The organism is Burkholderia sp. 10_S31, from assembly GCF_056930375.1.
In genome coordinates, this window is sequence record NZ_JBXOWK010000001.1 from 2194384 (window position 1) to 2212075 (window position 17692).

The following is a 17692-nucleotide window of genomic DNA, read 5'->3' on the forward strand; positions in this document are numbered from 1 at the left end:
GGTCGATCGGGTTCACGGGCGCGCCGCGTCCTGGAATTCGGCAAGCCGCTGCAGCAGCTGCACGGCCGACGCGAGCTCGGCCTGCTCCTGCGCCGACAGCTGCGCATGCAGCGCGCGAAACAGCCAGTCGTCCTTGGCCGCGCGGTTGGCCTGCAGCCGCCGGCGGAATTCCGGCGTGAGCGCGATCAGCGTTTGCCGGCCGTCGCTCGGATCGGCTGCGCCGCTGACGGCGCCCATCGCTTCGAGCGTCGCCACCGTCATCCGCATCGACTGCGGCCGCACGCTTTCCGCCCGCGCGAGCGCGGAAACGGTCGCGGGGCCGTCGCGGTCGAGCCGCAGCAGCACCGACTTCTGCGAGGACGTGAGATCGTTCGGGTGGGTTTGTTCCCGCATCCGGCGCATGAGCTTGCTGACCGAGATGCGGAGTTCGCCGGCAAGACCGACCACGTGCGGTGCTTCCGGGGGCGAGGATGGCGTGTTCATGAATTCACGATAGCATATATACAGCAAAACTGTACAGTTAAGCTGTATATATCGGTGTGGGGAAAATGCGTGTCCGAGCCTCCGGCGGCCGGGGCGATCCGTTTATGCCCGCTCTGCTGCCCGATCAGGCTCTGCGATAATGCGCACTTCCCGTTTCCGCTCCGCCTCCGCCATGACGCAGCCGTCTGCCCCGCTCGCCACCGACCTTCCGCCGATTTCGTGCCTGCCCGGCGACGCGCTGCCGTGGCTGCCGATGAGCGCCGACCTGCCGGGGCTTGCGATCAAGTATCTGCATATCAATGCGGCGGAAGACACGCTGACCGCGCTGCTGAAGATGCCGGCCGGCGGCACGCTGCCGCGTCACCGTCACGACGGCGAGGTATTCGTCCATACGTTGCAGGGTGCGTGGCGCTACCGCGAGTACGACTGGATCGCGCAAGCCGGCTCGACGGTGCTGGAGCCGGCCGGCTCGGTGCATACGCCGGAAACGCTCGGCGCGCCCGGCGACGACGTGATCACGCTCAACGTGATGCGCGGCGACCTGGTGCTGCTCGACGACGACGGCCGCGAGACCGCGCGCGAGAATTGCCGCGTCGCGCTGCTGCGCCAGCGCAAGCATGCGCGCACGGCGCCGCATGACGCCACGGCGTTCGTCACGCGCTGAGCCAACGGTTTCGGGCCTCGTCGCGCCGCTCTGCGCTTGATGCACGGTCTGCCCGAGGTGGACACGGGCGGACGAATCGCGCCGATGCCACCTGAATCGCCCGTCGTCAAGGCCGGTTCGACCCGCTTGCCACGCATTTCTCTCGACGATAAGATTTTTACAATTGCAGTCCCCCAAGCAGCGCCACCCGGCATTCGTCCGATCATCGGCGCAATCGACCGTCGCGGAATTCGACCATGCGGTTCCGTATGTTCACCACCGGGGCTGGCGACACGCCCGGCTCTTCCCCCGTCACCGCCGCCCATCGACCGGCGCTTGCGCCGTTGCCCGAACTGGAGACCGTGTGCCGTCTCGCCTGCGCGCATTTCGGCGCGGCCGGCGCGTTCGTCACGCACGCTGAAGCCGGCGCGCAGCGCGTGGCGGCGTCCGACGGCACGCTGCCTGCGACACTCGACCCCGTATTCTTCCCGTCGCCTGTCGAGCGCGTAACGACTGCCGACCGACGATGCGTCACGCCCGGCGCCAGCCGTTCGTTGAGCGCCGCACCGCGCGTCGTCGCGGCGTGCGAGCTCGTCGCCCCCGACGGCACGATGCTTGGCGCACTGTGTGTCGCCGACACGACGGACCTGACACTCGATGCCGCACAACGTACTTTCCTGTACGACCTGGCGACGCTGGCCGAACAGGCGATCGGCCGCGCGAGCGCGCAGGCCGCGCTGCGCGAGCGGCTCCACGTCGTCGAGGAGCACAGCGCGCTGACCGCGCTGGCGCTGACCGAAAGCGGCACCGGCGTGTGGGATCGCAACGTGGAAACCGGCGAGATCCACTACTCGGCGGCGTGGAAGGCGCTGCTCGGCTATGCGCCGCACGAGCTGACGAGCCGCATCGAGGAGGCGTACGAACGGCTGCACCCGGACGATGTTGCCGACGTGAAGGCCGCGATGCTCGCGCATTTCGAAAGCCGCACCGACAGCTACGCGGTCGAGCACCGCATCCGCTGCAAGGACGGTACCTACAAATGGATCTGCAGCCGCGGCAAGGTCATCACCCGCGACAGTCATGGACGCGCGCTGCGCATGGTCGGCACGACCACGGACATCACCGCGCTGCGCGAGCTCGCCGGCCGGCTGAGCGAGTCCGTCACGCTCGTCACGAACCTGACCGACCAGGTTCCCGGCCTCGTGTTCCAGCTGCGGCAGACCGCCGACGGTCGCCGGTCCTTTACGTATGCGAGCGCGGGCGTGCGCGACATCTACGAACTGACGCCCGACCAGATCGCCGGCGACGCGGATGCGGTCGAAACCCGGATTCACCCGGCCGACCTGGCTGCGTACCGTCAATCGCTGCTGGCGTCGGCCGCGCGACTGGCACCGTGGCGGCTCGAATACCGCGTGCTGCTGCCGGACCAGGGGATGCGCTGGCGCGAAGGCGACGCGCGCCCGCAACGCATGCCTGACGGTGGCACGGTCTGGCACGGTTTCATCACGGATGCGACCGAGCGCAAGCACATCGAGACCGAACTGCACCGGATGGCGACGACCGACCATCTGACGCAGTTGTCGAACCGCCACGCGTTCATGCGGCAGAGCGAGATCACGTTGCGCAGCGTGCGGACGACCGGTCATGACGCCGCGGTGCTGATGCTCGACCTCGATCACTTCAAGGCGCTGAACGACCGCTGGGGCCATCCGCTCGGCGACCGCGCGCTGCGTCATTTCGCGCGGCTGCTGCTCGCGGAGATTGGGCCCGACGGCATCGTCGGCCGCGTCGGCGGCGAGGAGTTCGCGATCGTGCTGCCGCACGCCGGGATCGACGCGGCGTGCGCGCTTGCACAGCGCGTGCAGCAGCGCGCGGCCGACACGCGGCTCGTGCACGAGGATCAATTGCTCGCGCTGACCGTCAGCATCGGTATCGACGCAATGCGGACGTCGGACTTTGGTGCGTACCAGTCGCTGTCGCGCGCCGACAAGGCGCTGTACGTGGCGAAGGAACGCGGCCGCAACCGGATCGAGGTGTATCGGGCCTAGCCCGTACCCCACGCGGTGCGCCGCCGCGCCGATGCATCATTCGATCAATGCATCGCGTAACCCGACGTGGCGCACACGGCTCGGCACCTCGAACCTCGGCACCTCGAGCAGCACGCAGCCGATGAAGAACGGCACCGCGACGAGGCCGTACATCGCGTCGGTCAGCCCGAGATCCTGCCGCATCCGCAACTGCGCGCAGCCGATGGTGCAGCGATCGAGGATCGACACGATGTAGCAGACGCACAGGAACGGCACGATCCTGCGCGATGCCGACGCGGCGGTACAGCGCGTCGTTGTCCGGCGCGCGGGAACCGGATGCGACGGCGAGCGCGGGCTGCACGAACAGCTTGAAGCCGGGCCGACATCGATCGTCTCCTCGACGAATGCCGATGCGGCACGGGCAGCACACGCGACGCCGGCAACGGCCGGCATTCAGGCGCGCTGCGCGGGTTCACCCTTCACGCCGAGCATCAGCGCGGCGCCGCTCAGCGCGAGCAGCGCGGCCAGCAGGTACACGGCGAGATCCATGCTGCCGGTATGCGTGCGGATCAGCCCGATCACCCACGGGCTGACGATGCCGCTCGTGATCCCGATGCTGCTGATCAGCGCGATCCCGGCTGCGGCCGCGTTGCCCGACAGGTAGCGGGTCGGCACGGCCCAGAAGATCGGCAGCGCGGCGAAGATCAGCGTCGCCGCGATCGACAGGCACGCGAGCATCGCCGCGAAGCTGTGCAGATGCAGCGTCAATGCCGCGAGCGCGAGCCCGCCGCCGATCGTGCAGCACGCGAAGTGCTTGCGGCGCTCGCCGGTGCGGTCCGAGCGGCGCGCGATCAGGATCAGCCCGACCGCGCCGACCGCATTCGGCACGACCGTGTAGAGGCTCACGGCCACGACGTCGGTCACGCCGAAATCGCGGATCATCAGCGGCATCCAGAAATTGAGCGTCAGCGATGCGCAGGTCAGCGAGAAGTAGACGAATGCGAACAGATAGACGCGCGGGTTCGCGAGCGCGGCGAACAGGCTGCGTTTGTCGTGCGCGCCATGCGCGGCGCCGTGCGTACGGCTGTCGCCGCACAGCGCGGCAACGCGCGCCTTTTCGTCGGACGTGAGCCACGCGGCGTCCTGCGGACGGTCGACCAGGTACGTGAACGCGAAGCACGCGAGCACGATCGCCGGCGCGCCTTCGATCGCGAACATCCACTGCCAGCCGTGCAACCCGAGCACGCCGCTCATGTCGCGCATGATCCAGCCCGACATCAGGCCGCCGAGCACGCCCGCGACCGCGACGCCCGCGAAGAACACCGAGATCGCCGCCGCGCGCCGGTTCGCCGGGAACCAGTAGGTCAGGTACAGCACGATGCCGGGAAAGAAGCCGGCCTCGAACACGCCGAGCAGGAAGCGCAGCACGTAGAAATGCGACGGTTGCGACACGAACATCATCCCGGTCGACGCGATGCCCCACAGCAGCATGATCCGCGTGAACGTGCGGCGCGCGCCGAAGCGCGCGAGCAGCAGGTTGCTCGGCACCTCGCAGAACACGTAGCCGACGTAGAACACCGCGGCGCCTAGGCCGTACATCGCATCGCTGAAGCCGAGGTCGTGCTTCATCTGCAGCTGCGCGAAGCCGATATTGATGCGGTCGAGAAACGACACGACGTAGCAGAGGAACAGGAACGGCACGATCCGCCACGCGATCTTGCGGAACAGCAGCGCATCGCCGGCATCCGATGCCGATGCGGACGCCGATGCGGACGCCGATGCCGATGCCGATGCGGACGCGGATTCGTATGAGGAAGTCGACGCCGCGGCACTCGCGTGCGCGATCGTCGCTTCGGCGGGAAGCGATTGGGGCATGTCTCTCTCCAAACGGGCCGCGCGATTTCGAGCGCAGCAGTCTCCGCGGGCGTGCATGCGCCCTGCTTTCTTGTGAGATCGGAATTCGGCGCCGTGCAGCGCGGCGCGATGCCGCCGCCGTTCAGGGGCCTTCAGGAAAACTTCCGGAAAACGACGGGACGTCCGCCCGGACGCCCCGCCGCCGCGACCCGCTCAGTCCTGCAGCGCGTCCCACATTTCCTTGTCGCGCTGCGCGGTCCAGATGCGCGGATGCGTGATGCCACTCGCCTCGTCGAACGCGCGCGACACGTCGAACGGCAAACAGTGTTCGTAGATGAACACCTGGCCGAACTTCGGATCCATCGCTTCGCGCGTGAGCGCCATCGACGCCTTCAGGTCGAGCTGGCGCTCGACGGCCTTGCGGCCTTGCGCGAGCAGCGTCGTCACGAAGTCCTTCGTGTAGTCGAGGCCCTTGTCGACCTCGGCCGGATTCAGCAGCGCGGGGCCACGGCCCGGCACGAGCTTTTCGGCGCCGAGCGCGCGCAGCGCCTCGAGCGTGGCCGGCCACTGTTCGAGCTGCGCGTCGCCGCAATAGCAGGCCGCGTCGTATTCGACCAGGTCGCCCGAAAACAGCACCTTCTGCGACGGCAGCCAGACGATCGTGTCGCCCTTCGTATGGCCCGAGCCGACGTGCATGATCTTCACTTCGAGCTTGCCGAGGAACAGCGTGATCTCGCGCTCGAACACGAGCGTCGGCCAGGTCAGGCCCGGCACCGTCTCGACGCCCGCGAACAGGCGCGGGAAGCGCTCGATCTCCGACTTCATGTCGGCCTCGCCGCGCTCGACGATCATTTCGTAGGTGCCGCGGCTCGCGATCACGTGCTGCGCGCCTTCGTCGAAATACGCGGACGCGCCGAGCACGCGCACCGCGTGGTAGTGCGACAGCACGACGTGCTTGATCGGCTTGTCGGTCACGCTGCGGATCTTCGCGATCAGGTCCTGCGCCATCGCGGGCGTCGCGGTCGTGTCGACGATCAGCACGCTGTCGTCGCCGACGATCACGCCCGAGTTCGGGTCGCCTTCGGCGGTGTATGCGTACGCGTTCTCGGACAACTGCGTCCAGGTGACCTTCTTCTCTTCCAGATCGGCTTGGGATGCGAATGCTTTGGCCATGTTGCGTTCCGTGGCTGCGAGCCATGTGTTGAGGGGAGTGAACGGATCATCGACCTGCATCGATAATTTGTCAATGACAAATACGCTTGCTATTGTCTAATACGGGTAAACCTGCGGGCTGGCGCATCAAATGGCGTCGGATACCATGCGGGGTTTCGTCAACGGAAGAACCATCGCGTGCAGAACCACGAAGTCAGCGCAGACGACGCGCCGCCCAAGGCGCAGCGCGGGATCCAGAGCGTCGAGGTCGGCGGCCGCCTGCTCGACGCGCTCGCGCGCCGGCGCAAGCCGCTCGGGCTGTCGGAGCTGGCGGCCGCGGCCGACCTGTCGACCGCGCAGGCGCATACCTATCTCGTCAGCCTGACGCGGCTCGCGCTCGTGAAACGCGACGCGCTCACCGGCAACTACGAGCCGGGGCCGCTGTCGCTGCGGCTCGGGCTGATGTCGATCGAACGGCAGCCGGCCTATCGCGCGGCGCTGCCGCACGCGGCGCGGCTCGCGGAAACGGTCGGGCTGAGCGTCGCGCTGTCGGTGCCGGGCGCGCTCGGGCCGACGATCGTGCGTATCGAGCACGGCGGCTATCCGCTGCACGTGAACCTGCACGTCGGATCCGTGATGTCGCTCGATACGACGGCGACCGGCCGCGTGTTCCGCGCATTCGGCGACACCGCACTGCTGGACGCGATGGCGGCCAGCCAGGCAGGCGCCGGCGACACGCTCGCGGGCGCGGAAGGCGACCAGCCCACGTCCGATGCCCGCGCGTGGCAGGCCGAACTCGACGCGATCCGCGCACGCGGGATCGAACGCGGCGTGGATCGGCCGAGCCCCGGCGTCAGCGCGATGTGCGTGCCGGTGCTGGACTCGGACGGACGCCTGCAACTCGCGTTGACGGTGATCGGTTCGACCGGGTCGATTGATGTCGGCTGGGACAGCCCGATCGCGACGGCGTTGCGCGATGCGGCGCGGCAAGCCACCGCGTCGCTCGATGCGGGACGCGACGTGCAGTCGTCGCCGCCAGTCGCTACCGCGGCTGCCCAGCGCATGCCGCCCGCGCTCGCTGACGACGCGAAAGCGCAGCGCGGCATCAACGCGCTCGACAGCACGGGCGAACTGCTGCTCGCGCTCGTGTCGGCAGGCCGGGCGCTGCCGCTGCGCGATCTCGCGGCGGCGGCCGGGATGCCGGCCGCGAAGGCGTTTCCGCATCTGGTGAGCCTGCAGAAGATCGGCCTGCTGAGCCGCGACGATGCGGGCTGCTTCGACGGCGGACCGCTCGGCCAGGCGCTCGGCCTGATCGCGATGCAACGCGTGTCGCCGACGCGCGACGCGGAAGCCGAGATCGTCGCGCTGGCGGCGGCGACCGACATGAGCGTCGCCGCGGCCACGCTCGGGCCGCTCGGGCCGACCGTGATCCGCCTCGAGGAATCCGCGCGGCCGCAGCACGTGAGCCTGCAGGTCGGCACGGTGATGTCGCTCGTGAATACGGCGATCGGGCGGATCTTCGCGGCCGGCATGTCCGACGACGTGCTGGCCGGCTTGCTGGCCGACGAGCCTGTGCGCCTCGCCGGCGGCGCGACGCAGGCCGACGCCGCGTTCCGTGCGCGGCTCGCGGCGATCCGTACGGACGAACTCGATTTCGCGTTCGACGCGCCGGTGCCGGGCATCGGGACGATCGCCGCGCCCGTGTTCGATCACACCGGCAACATCCGGCTCGTGATCGCCATCATCGGCTCGTCGCGCGGCTTCCCGCGCGGGCCGGACAGCGAACTCGCCCATACGCTGCTCGCCGCGACGCGCCGGCTGTCGTGGCGGTTCGGGTGGATCGGCGAGTAATCGCCGCCCCTCGCTGCCGCCCCCTTCCTCCCCGCCTGGCACGCCTTTTCTGCTCCTCATTGCGAGGCCGTGCTCGCCGCAGCCTCGTCACGCCTGTCCACTTGGCAATGCCGATTGCGGATGCGGTTCATGTTGCGCAGCAGCAACAAAGATTGTCAGAAATTCTCATATAACGAAATCGAATTTCACAAAGCGGTGACGCTCCTTTATGATTAGGGTTATCCCTAACTCACCACCTACATGGGGCTTCGTCATGCAAACGTCTAATGTCTCCGATCGTTCCACCCAATCCGCTGGCTGGCTCGCACGTGTTGGCGAGCTGCTTGCAGAAGCATGGGCACTGCACCTCGAGAACTGCGAAGTCATCGCTGAAGCGCACGCACGCCTGCCGCGCTAAGCGCTGCGACTGGCCGCCGGCCGGCGGCACGATATCCGGCTGATCCGCTTGCCGGGACGCGCGCCGCAAGGCCGCCGCGTCCGGCATCGGTGTATCGGCGGATAACGTAAAAGACCCGATTTGAACGCGCTCACGCGATGTGAGCGCTGTGATGCAGATGCCAGCGCCGGCACCGCCGAGGTGTTGGCCGCCGCTGACCGGCGTGGCTGACCATTGCTCATGCAATGTGCGGGTGCATCGCACCGCACCGGGTCGTCACGGAAGATTCATCCGTTTTCCCGTTCTACTCGAACTTTCCTCGTACATCTGCCGTCGAGCCGCGCGCACTGGCCGCGACAGCCCGACTCCCCCTTTCTTTCGCACAGCCGCGAACGGCGTCGTCACGACGACGCGCGGTCCGTCGCTGCCGCGGTCACACCTGAATCGACGGCACGTCTTTCATGCACCGCAGCGCGAACATCGAGCGGCTGTGGCGAATGCTCGAAATCCGGTACAGCTTCTCGCGCAGGAAGCGCTCATAGCCGGCCGTGCCATCCACCGCGACCTTGATCCAGTAGTCGTATTCCCCCGACACCAGGTAGGCCTCGAGCACTTCGGGGAGTGCCGCGAGTTCGGCGCCGAAGCGCGCGAGCGCATCGTCTTCGTGGCGATCGAGCGTGACTTCGAGAATCACGATGTCGGCATAGCCGAGCATGCGCTGGTTGACGAGTGCGACGTAGCCGTCGATGTAGCCGTCGAGTTCGAGCTGCCGCGTGCGGTTCCAGCATGCGGTGGTCGACATGCCGATCTGTTCGGCCAGTTCGGCGTTCGACAGACGCGCATTTTTTTGCAGTGCACCGAGGATCTTGCGGTCCTGGTTGTCGAGGGTTTTCGGCGTGCGTTCGCGGGTGGCCATGACAATAAGAATCTTCTACTGAAAATCGGCATTCTAGCCGAATAAGATTCCGGATCGGGGTCGGTTTTGCCGGAAAACAGGAAACCTTTTAACCGGCCCGCTTGATACATTTTCTCCATGCCTGTTGTCCGGCACGCTCCCCGCGACAACCCCTTCGCAGCGGAACGCCCGGCCGCAATCACGAGTTGCGGCGCCGGACACGCAGGCATGCAATGTCCCGCCTCCCGCGCACCTATCCGGTTGCACGGGCCGGCGCCTGATCCTCCGTTTTCCGCACCTCCCGTCATGTCGTTCAGGCTTTATCTGTCGTTCCTCGCTGCGTCCGCTGTCCTCATCTACGCCCCCGGCCCCGTCAACCTACTCACCATGAACCAGGCCCTGCGCGCCGGCTGGCGCCGTGCGCTGCCGTGCGTGTGGGGCGGCACGCTCGCCGTGCTGCTGCAACTCGCGCTGACCGCGCTGTGCCTGAATTCGTTGGTCAACCTCAACGAGCACGCGCTGACCGTGCTGCGCTGGGCCGGCGCCGCGTATCTCGTCTGGCTCGGCTGCAAGCAATGGCTCAGCCGTGCGCCGGCAACCGCGCCGGCCGCATCGACGCAAGCCGGCAGCACCGCACCCGACACCGACACCGGGCGTGCGCTGTTCTGGCGCGGCGTCGCCACCTCCGGCCTGAACCCGAAGACGCTGCTGTTCTTTCCGTCGTTCTTTCCGCAGTTCATCGTCCCGAACGCCGACTGGAGCCTGAACGCGCAGTTCCTGCTGCTGGCGACGACCTTCGCGCTGCTGTTTGCCGGCGGCGTCGCGTCGATGGCGCTGTTCTCGCACCGGCTGAGCCGGGCGCTGAAACGGCCGGCGCGGATGCGCGCGATGAATCGCGTGACGGGCGGGCTGCTGGTCGGGATGGGCGCGATCATGGTCGGCTGGAACTGAGCGACCGCGCGGGTGCCGTTCTGTACCGCCGACGCCGCGCGACCGGTGCCGGTCGACGCGCGGCCGGTACAATCGCGCGATGCCCGAATTGCTCACCTACGGCGGCCTGTTCGCCGTGTCGATGGTCGCCGCGACCCTGTTCCCGCTCCAGTCCGAAGCCGTGCTTGCCGGCCTGCTGCTCGCCGGGCGCGAGCCCGCGTGGGCGCTGGTGCTCGTCGCGAGCGTCGGCAACGTCGCGGGCTCGGCGATCAACTGGGCGCTCGGCCGCGGCATCGAGCACTTCCGCGAGCGCCGCTGGTTTCCGGTGAAGCCGGCCGCGCTCGCGCGCGCCGAGCGCTGGTACGCGCGCTACGGCCGCTGGTCGCTGCTGCTGAGCTGGGCGCCGGTGATCGGCGATCCGCTGACGATGATCGCCGGCGTGCTGCGCGAGCCGCCGTGGACATTCCTCGCGATCGTGACGATCGCGAAGGTCGGGCGGTATCTGGCGGTGGCGTGGCTTGTCGTGCATTGAGGCGCATGAGGCATTGTCCTGCTGGATTGTGTAGGTCTTGCCAGCCGGCAATCAATTTGCCGCTTACCGATAAACGGCACAAAATGCAGCCATGATCCAGTCGTTCAAATGCAAAGACACTCGGCAGTTGTTCGAAACGGGACGTTGCCGACAATTCGCCAACATCGCCGATGTGGCCATGCGTCGTCTTACGCAGCTTGACAATGCGGAAACGCTCGATGCAATGAAGTCTCCGCCCGGCAACCGATTTGAGGCATTAAAAGGTGACCGCATTGGCCAGTACAGCATCGGAATCAACGGCCAATGGCGTGTGTGCTTTACGTGGGGCGATGACGGACCGGCCGATGTTGAAATCGCCGACTATCACTGAATGGAGCTTGACATGACCCGGTTCAAAAACGGTATGCGCCCGGTCCATCCGGGCGAAATTCTTCGTGAGGACTACCTCATCCCGCTCGACATGAGCGCGAATGCGCTGGCTGGCGCACTTGGCGTCACTGCCGGCCGCATCAACGATATCGTCCGTGAGCGGCGCGGCATCACGGCCGATACGGCGCTGCGCCTTGCCCGCTACTTTGGCGGCGATCCGCAAACGTGGCTGAACCTGCAAGCCACGTATGATCTGAAAATCGCCGAGCGTGACCACGGCCGTGAGATCCAGAAGCGTATCGAGCCTCGGGAATTCGCCCACGCCTGACATGACGAGGCGCGAAACCGCACCGCATCCCTGACAACTGACCACCCGTCGCCCGCCTCCGGGCGATCGGGTTGCTGGCTGCCGCGCACCTGAGCGCACCGATTACTTCTTGTCCCCCGCCAGGTCGATCGCCTTGTCCGACCCGACCGCATTGCGCAGCTGGAATTTCTGGATCTTGCCGGTCGACGTCTTCGGCAACTCGCCGAAGCGCACGACCTTCGGCACCTTGAAGCCCGCGAGCAACTGCCGGCAGTGCGCAATGATCTCCTCCTCGGTCGCGCTCATTCCGTTGCGCAGTTCGACGAACGCGCACGGCACCTCGCCCCACTTCGGATCGGGCATCGCGACCACGGCCGCCACCTCGACGGCCGGATGCCGGTACAGCGCATCCTCGACCTCGATGCTCGAGATGTTCTCGCCGCCGGAAATGATGATGTCCTTGCGACGGTCCTTGATGCGGATATAGCCGTCCGGCGTCAGCACGCCGAGATCGCCCGTATGGAACCAGCCGCCGTGGAACGCCTCGTCGGTGGCCTTCGGGTTCTTCAGGTAGCCCTTCATGCAGATGTTGCCGCGGAACATGATCTCGCCGAGCGTCTCGCCGTCGGCCGGCACCGGCGCCATCGTGTCCGGGTCGAGCACCGTCGCGCCCGCTTCCAGGTGATAGCGCACGCCCTGCCGCGCGTTCAGGCGCGCGCGTTCGTCGTCGGGCAGTGCGTCCCAGTGCGCCTGCTTCGCGCACACGGTCGCCGGGCCATAGACCTCGGTCAACCCGTACACGTGCAGCAGGTCGAAACCGATCTCCTTCATCTTCGCGATCACGGCCGGTGCCGGCGCCGCGCCGGCGACCATCGCGTGCACCGTGTGATCGATGCCTGCGCGGAACTCGGCCGGCGCGTTCGCGATCGCGCTCTGCACGATCGGCGCGCCGCAGTAATGCGTGATGCGTTCGCGGCGGATCAGGTCGAACACCGTCTTCGCGTCGAACTTGCGCAGACAGACGTTCACGCCCGCGCGCGCCGCGACGGCCCACGGGAAGCACCAGCCGTTGCAGTGGAACATCGGCAGCGTCCACAGATACACCGCGTGCTTCGGCATGTCCCATTCGAGGATGTTGCTGATCGCCGCGAGATACGCGCCACGATGGTGATAGACGACGCCCTTCGGGTCGCCGGTGGTGCCGGACGTGTAGTTCAGCGCGATCGCCTCCCATTCGTCGGCCGGCAGCGTCCACGCGTAGTCGGGGTCGCCCGCCGCGACGAATGCTTCGTAGTCGGTCGCGCCCGCGAAGCGCGCGGGGTCGGCCGGCATCGCGTCGGCGACGCTGACGATCTTCAGGCCCGGCACTTCGAGCGCCGCACGGTGCGCGAGCTCCGCGTATTCGGTGTCGACGATCAGCACCTTCGCTTCGCCGTGCCGCAGCATGAACAGCACCGACGAGATGTCGAGCCGCGTGTTGATCGTGTTGAGCACGGCGCCCGCCATCGGCACGCCGAAATGCGCCTCGACCATCGCCGGGATGTTCGGCAGCAGCGCGGCAACCGTCTCGCCGCGCGCGACGCCGGCCTGCGCGAGCGCGCTTGCGAGCTGCTTCGCCCGCGTGTAGGTCTCGCCCCACGTGCGCCGCACGTCGCCGTGCACGATCGCGAGGCGCTCGCCGTAGACTTCGGCCGCGCGGACCAGAAAGTCGATCGGCGTGAGCGGCACATAGTTGGCGTCGCGGCGGCCGAGTCCGGCCTCGAACATCTGCGTCATGATCCTGTCTCCCGTTTTCTGTCGATCGGCGCGTGCGTCGACGCCGCGGCGCACGCTTCGATCTCGTATCCAGCCGGAGTGCATGCACCCCGATGCGTTTTGATGTGGTTCAATTGCCGACAGACTAACGGGCGCTATTGTGAGCCGTCTGTCATCGAAACGACAGAGTGCGCTTCGAGCGCTGCGCGTTATCCCTATCCTCGCAAACCCGCACCCATGCACGACCACCCCGTTGCGCCGCCCGACGCGGCCGCTCTCTCGGCCAACGCTCCGGCCAACCCGCCGCTCGAACCGGGCCCGTTGCCCGCCCTGTCCGTGCTGTTCGGCCAGTGCGCGTGGTTCCGCGCACTGGCGCCGGAACACCAGGCGCTCGTGCTCGCGCAGTCGCGCGCCGAACAGCGCGAGGCCGGCGACGTGATCGCGCAGCGGCTCGCGCCGTCCGAATACTGGATCGGCGTGCATCGCGGGTTGCTGAAGCTCGCGATCTTCAACGCGTCGGGGCGCGGCTGCACGTTTTCCGGCGTGCCGTCGGGCGGCTGGTTCGGCGAAGGCAGCGTGATCAAGCGAGAGCTGCGCAAGTACGAAGTCGTCGCCGTCCAGCGCTCGATCGTGCTGTTCGTGCCGGTCGACACGTTCCACGCGCTGCTCGACACGAGCCTGCCGTTCACGCGCTTCGTGATCCATCAGCTGAACAACCGGATGGGCGAATTCATCGCATCGATCCAGAACAGCCGGCTGCTCGATGTCGACGCGCGCGTCGCGCAGGCGCTCGCGCAGCTGTTCAATCCTGCCCTGTACCCGGACACCGGCCCGTCGCTCGCGATCTCTCAGGAGGAACTGGGGATGCTCGTCGGCGTATCGCGGCAGCGGATCAACCAGGCGCTGCAGCAACTCGAGAAACTCGGCGTGCTGCGGCTCGCGTACAACCAGATCGAAGTCGTCGATCTGGCCGCGCTCGCGCGGGTCGGGATGGAACAGATCTGAGCGCGGCCCGATGAACGGAATCGTCGTGGCTGCCGCATGCGCATCCGGTGCGGCAGCCGCTTCCGGATGCTTGCGTCCGCACCCATTTCATCCGACGAATCGGCCTGTCATCGCCGCGCCCCAACCTGACAATTTCGCCAGTTTCGCGTCAGTAACCCGTTCAGCCCCGACGCCTATCATTCGGGTTCCCTTCACCGACGCCTGATCACCGCCTGTCCCGCTGCCTCCATGTGGATCGTCAATCTCGCGCTCAGGCGCCCCTACACGTTCATCGTGATGGCCATCATGATCGTGCTGGCCACCCCGCTTGCGCTGATGCGCACGCCCGTCGACGTGCTGCCTGCGGTCGACATCCCCGTCATCAGCGTGATCTGGAATTACAACGGCTTCTCCGCGAAGGAGATGACCAACCGGATCACGGCCGTCCATGAACGGATCCTCACGACGACCGTCAACAACATCCAGCACATCGAGTCGACGTCGCTGCCCGGCATCGCGGTCGTGAAGGTGTTCCTGCAGCCCGGCGCGAACGTGCAGACGGCGATCGCACAGACGGTATCGTCCGCGCAGGCGATCGTGCGGCAGATGCCGCAGGGCGCGACGCCGCCGCTCGTGATCACCTATTCCGCGTCGAGCATTCCGGTGATCCAGCTCGGGCTGTCGAGCGAGACGCTCAGCGAACAGTCGCTCGCCGACATCGCGCTCAACTTCCTGCGCCCGCAACTGATTACCATCCCGGGCGCGCAGATCCCGTTCCCGTACGGCGGCCGCACGCGCGTGGTCGCGATCGACCTCGATCCGCAGGCGCTGCTCGCGAAGGGCCTCACGCCGGCGGACATCGTCAACTCGATCAACGCGCAGAACCTCGTGCTGCCGACCGGCACCGCGAAGATGGGCCAGACCGAATACCGGATCGACACGAACGCGTCGGCCGACACGATCGCCGACATCAACAGCCTGCCGGTCCAGACCGTCAACGGCGCGACGACCTACCTGCGCGAAGTCGCGTCGGTGCGCGACGGCTTCGCGCCGCAGACCAACGTCGTGCGCCAGAACGGCCAGCGCGGCGTGCTGATGTCGATCCTGAAAACCGGCGACGCGTCGACGCTGAAGGTCGTGTCGGACCTGAAGGCGCTGCTGCCCAAGGTGATCCCGACGCTGCCTGAAGGGCTCACGATCACGCCGCTGTTCGACCAGTCGGTGTTCGTCAACGCCGCCGTGCAGGGCGTGATCCACGAGGCGTTGATCGCCGCCGTGCTGACCGCGATGATGATCCTGCTGTTCCTCGGCAACTGGCGCAGCACGCTGATCATCGCGATCTCGATTCCGCTGTCGATCTTCACGTCGCTGATCGCGCTGTCGGCGCTCGGCGAGACCATCAACATCATGACGCTCGGCGGGCTCGCGCTCGCGGTGGGGATCCTGGTCGACGACGCGACCGTCACGATCGAAAACATCGAGCGGCACCTGCATCTCGGCACGCGCCGGGCCGCCCCAAGCGTGCCGAGCAGCCCCCTCGGGGGGCAGCGACCGGAGGGGGCGTGGGGGTCGTCGTTCAGTACCAACCTGCACGACGCGATTCTGGAAGGCGCGGGCGAGATCGCGGTGCCCGCGTTCGTGTCGACGCTGTGCATCTGCATCGTGTTCGTGCCGATGTTCTTCCTGACGGGCGTCGCGCGCTTCCTGTTCGTGCCGCTCGCCGAAGCGGTGGTGTTCGCGATGCTCGCGTCGTACGTGCTGTCGCGCACGCTCGTGCCGACGCTCGCGATGCTGCTGTTCCGCCCGCAGCAGGCCAGCACCGGCCCCGACCATTCGACGTCGCGCTTCGCACGTATCCATCACGCGTTCAACGCCGCATTCGAGCGGCTGCGCGCGTGGTACGTCGTGCTGCTCAGCATGCTGCTGGTGCGCCGCCGCTTCTACGCGATGTGCTTCCTCGGCTTCTGCGTGCTGTCGACCGGCCTCGTGTTCGTGCTCGGCCGCGACTTCTTCCCGAACGCCGATTCCGGCAACATCCGGCTGCACATGCGCGCGCCGACCGGCTACCGGATCGAGGAAACCGCGCGCCTCGCCGACCAGGTCGAACGCGTGATCCGCGAAGCCGTGCCGCCCGACGAGCTCGGCGCGATCGTCGACAACCTCGGGCTGCCGATCAGCGGCATCAACCTGTCGTACAGCAACAGCGGCACGATCGGCTCGCTCGACGGCGAACTGATGATCGCGCTGAAGCCGGGCCACCACGCGACCGAGCACTACGTGCAGGTGCTGCGCACGCTGCTGCCGCAGCGCTTCCCGGGCGTCGAGTTCTTCTTCCAGCCGTCCGACATCATCACGCAGATCCTCAACTTCGGTCAGCCGGCCGCGATCGACCTGCAGGTGCTCGGCAACGATCTCGCGAGTAACATGGCTATCGCGAGCAGCCTGATGAAGAAGATCAGGCAAATCCCCGGCGCCGTCGACGTGCACGTGCTGCAGCGCAACGACGCACCGACCCTGGTGGCCGACATGGACCGTACGCGCATGCAGCAGCTCAGCCTTTCCGCGCAGAACGTCGCGCAGAACATGCTGATCTCGCTGTCCGGCAGTTCCCAGACGACGCCGTCGTTCTGGATCAATCCGCGCACGGGCGTCCAGTACCCGCTGCAGATCCAGACCCCGCAATACGACATCTCGTCGATCGACGACCTGCTCGGCACGCCGATTTCCGCGAGCGGCCGCACGGGCATGCCGCTGCAACTGCTCGGCAACCTCGTGCAGATCCATCCCGTCGCGAGCCCGGCCGTGATCACGCACTACAACATCCGCCCGGCGATCGACCTGTACGTGAGCGTCGAGGGCCGCGATCTCGGCTCGGTCGCGGGCGAGATCGACCGGATCGTGTCCGACGCGCGCGCGACGCTGCCGCGCGGCACCGACCTGACGGTGCGCGGCCAGGTCGAGACGATGCGCACGTCGTACATCGGCCTCGGCGCGGGTGTCGCGATGGCGATCGTGCTGGTCTACCTGCTGATCGTCGTGAATTTCCAGTCGTGGCTCGACCCGCTGATCATCATCAGCGCGATGCCGGCCGCACTCGCCGGCATCGCGTGGATGCTGTTCATCACCGGCACGCACCTGAGCGTGCCCGCGCTGACGGGCGCGATCATGACGGTGGGCGTCGCGACCGCCAACAGCATCCTGGTCGTGTCGTTCGCGCGCCAGCGCCTCGCGGCCGGCGCGCCGCCGCTCACGGCCGCGCTGGAGGCCGGCGCGACGCGGATCCGCCCGGTGCTGATGACGGCGCTCGCGATGATCATCGGGATGGTGCCGATGGCGCTCGGTCTCGGCGAAGGCGCCGAGCAGAACGCGCCGCTCGGCCGCGCGGTGATCGGCGGGCTGCTGTTCGCCACCGTTTCGACGCTGTTGTTCGTGCCGCTCGTGTTCGGCGGCGTGCATTCACGGCTGGCCCGCCGGCGCGCGCGCCAGGCCGGACACTGACTTTCGCCCACCCCAAACCCGGTTGAATTGGTTGAA

General features: G+C 67.3%; 14 protein-coding genes and 1 pseudogene. 9 read left to right on the forward strand and 6 right to left on the reverse strand.

From position 1 onward, the window contains the following. Window positions 1–12 precede the first annotated feature (12 nt). Complete coding sequence (locus AC1Z3W_RS09850; RefSeq protein WP_057927100.1) at window positions 13–483, reverse strand: MarR family winged helix-turn-helix transcriptional regulator; 471 nt, start codon at window positions 481–483, stop codon at window positions 13–15. 172 nt (window positions 484–655) lie between these two features. Here AC1Z3W_RS09850 and AC1Z3W_RS09855 point away from each other — a divergent pair, with 172 nt between their 5' ends. Both AC1Z3W_RS09855 and AC1Z3W_RS09860 read left to right on the forward strand, forming a co-directional pair. Beyond that, window positions 656–1147 carry a 2,4'-dihydroxyacetophenone dioxygenase family protein gene (locus AC1Z3W_RS09855; protein ID WP_057927099.1) on the forward strand — a complete coding sequence of 164 codons (492 nt, stop codon included), beginning with the start codon at window positions 656–658 and terminating at the stop codon, window positions 1145–1147. Window positions 1148–1383: 236 nt separating this feature from the next. Then, window positions 1384–3174 carry a sensor domain-containing diguanylate cyclase gene (locus AC1Z3W_RS09860; protein ID WP_483507516.1) on the forward strand — a complete coding sequence of 597 codons (1791 nt, stop codon included), beginning with the start codon at window positions 1384–1386 and terminating at the stop codon, window positions 3172–3174. 96 nt (window positions 3175–3270) lie between these two features. Here the strand turns inward: AC1Z3W_RS09860 and AC1Z3W_RS09865 are convergent. The 3 genes and pseudogenes from AC1Z3W_RS09865 to AC1Z3W_RS09875 all read right to left on the reverse strand — a co-directional run. Next, window positions 3271–3520, reverse strand: a pseudogene (locus tag AC1Z3W_RS09865) (MFS transporter); the annotation flags it as partial. Window positions 3521–3606: 86 nt separating this feature from the next. Then, complete coding sequence (locus tag AC1Z3W_RS09870) at window positions 3607–5028, reverse strand: MFS transporter (protein ID WP_483507517.1); 1422 nt, start codon at window positions 5026–5028, stop codon at window positions 3607–3609. Between the two features lie 192 nt (window positions 5029–5220). Beyond that, window positions 5221–6180 (reverse strand): MBL fold metallo-hydrolase, encoded by a 960-nt coding sequence (locus tag AC1Z3W_RS09875; protein ID WP_483507518.1) that lies wholly within the window; start codon window positions 6178–6180, stop codon window positions 5221–5223. Window positions 6181–6357: 177 nt separating this feature from the next. Between AC1Z3W_RS09875 and AC1Z3W_RS09880 the strand changes: the two genes are divergently transcribed. After that, window positions 6358–8010: an IclR family transcriptional regulator gene (locus AC1Z3W_RS09880; RefSeq protein ID WP_483507519.1), complete on the forward strand. Its 1653-nt coding sequence runs from the start codon at window positions 6358–6360 to the stop codon at window positions 8008–8010. A gap of 809 nt (window positions 8011–8819) precedes the next feature. On the opposite strand, the gene AC1Z3W_RS09885 is transcribed toward AC1Z3W_RS09880, so the two are convergent. After that, window positions 8820–9302, reverse strand: a complete 483-nt coding sequence (locus tag AC1Z3W_RS09885; protein ID WP_006755380.1) for an Lrp/AsnC family transcriptional regulator — start codon at window positions 9300–9302, stop codon at window positions 8820–8822. A 285-nt stretch (window positions 9303–9587) separates the two neighbouring features. On the opposite strand from AC1Z3W_RS09885, the gene AC1Z3W_RS09890 reads away from it, so the two are divergent. From AC1Z3W_RS09890 to AC1Z3W_RS09905, 4 genes are all read left to right on the forward strand, one after another. After that, complete coding sequence (locus AC1Z3W_RS09890; RefSeq protein ID WP_124831843.1) at window positions 9588–10232, forward strand: LysE family translocator; 645 nt, start codon at window positions 9588–9590, stop codon at window positions 10230–10232. 79 nt (window positions 10233–10311) lie between these two features. Further along, complete coding sequence (locus tag AC1Z3W_RS09895) at window positions 10312–10743, forward strand: YqaA family protein (RefSeq protein WP_483507520.1); 432 nt, start codon at window positions 10312–10314, stop codon at window positions 10741–10743. Between the two features lie 91 nt (window positions 10744–10834). Then, on the forward strand, window positions 10835–11113 hold the full coding sequence (locus AC1Z3W_RS09900) for a type II toxin-antitoxin system RelE/ParE family toxin (RefSeq protein WP_483507521.1): 279 nt from the start codon (window positions 10835–10837) through the stop codon (window positions 11111–11113). Window positions 11114–11125: 12 nt separating this feature from the next. Further along, window positions 11126–11440, forward strand: a complete 315-nt coding sequence (locus AC1Z3W_RS09905) for a HigA family addiction module antitoxin (RefSeq protein WP_057930197.1) — start codon at window positions 11126–11128, stop codon at window positions 11438–11440. A gap of 102 nt (window positions 11441–11542) precedes the next feature. Here the strand turns inward: AC1Z3W_RS09905 and AC1Z3W_RS09910 are convergent, their stop codons facing one another. Continuing rightward, window positions 11543–13195, reverse strand: coding sequence for an acyl-CoA synthetase (locus AC1Z3W_RS09910; RefSeq protein WP_124831837.1), 1653 nt, complete (start codon window positions 13193–13195; stop codon window positions 11543–11545). Window positions 13196–13411: 216 nt separating this feature from the next. Between AC1Z3W_RS09910 and AC1Z3W_RS09915 the strand changes: the two genes are divergently transcribed. Beyond that, window positions 13412–14179, forward strand: a complete 768-nt coding sequence (locus tag AC1Z3W_RS09915; RefSeq protein WP_185734309.1) for a Crp/Fnr family transcriptional regulator — start codon at window positions 13412–13414, stop codon at window positions 14177–14179. Window positions 14180–14407: 228 nt separating this feature from the next. Beyond that, window positions 14408–17656, forward strand: a complete 3249-nt coding sequence (locus tag AC1Z3W_RS09920; protein WP_483507522.1) for an efflux RND transporter permease subunit — start codon at window positions 14408–14410, stop codon at window positions 17654–17656. Window positions 17657–17692 lie beyond the last annotated feature (36 nt).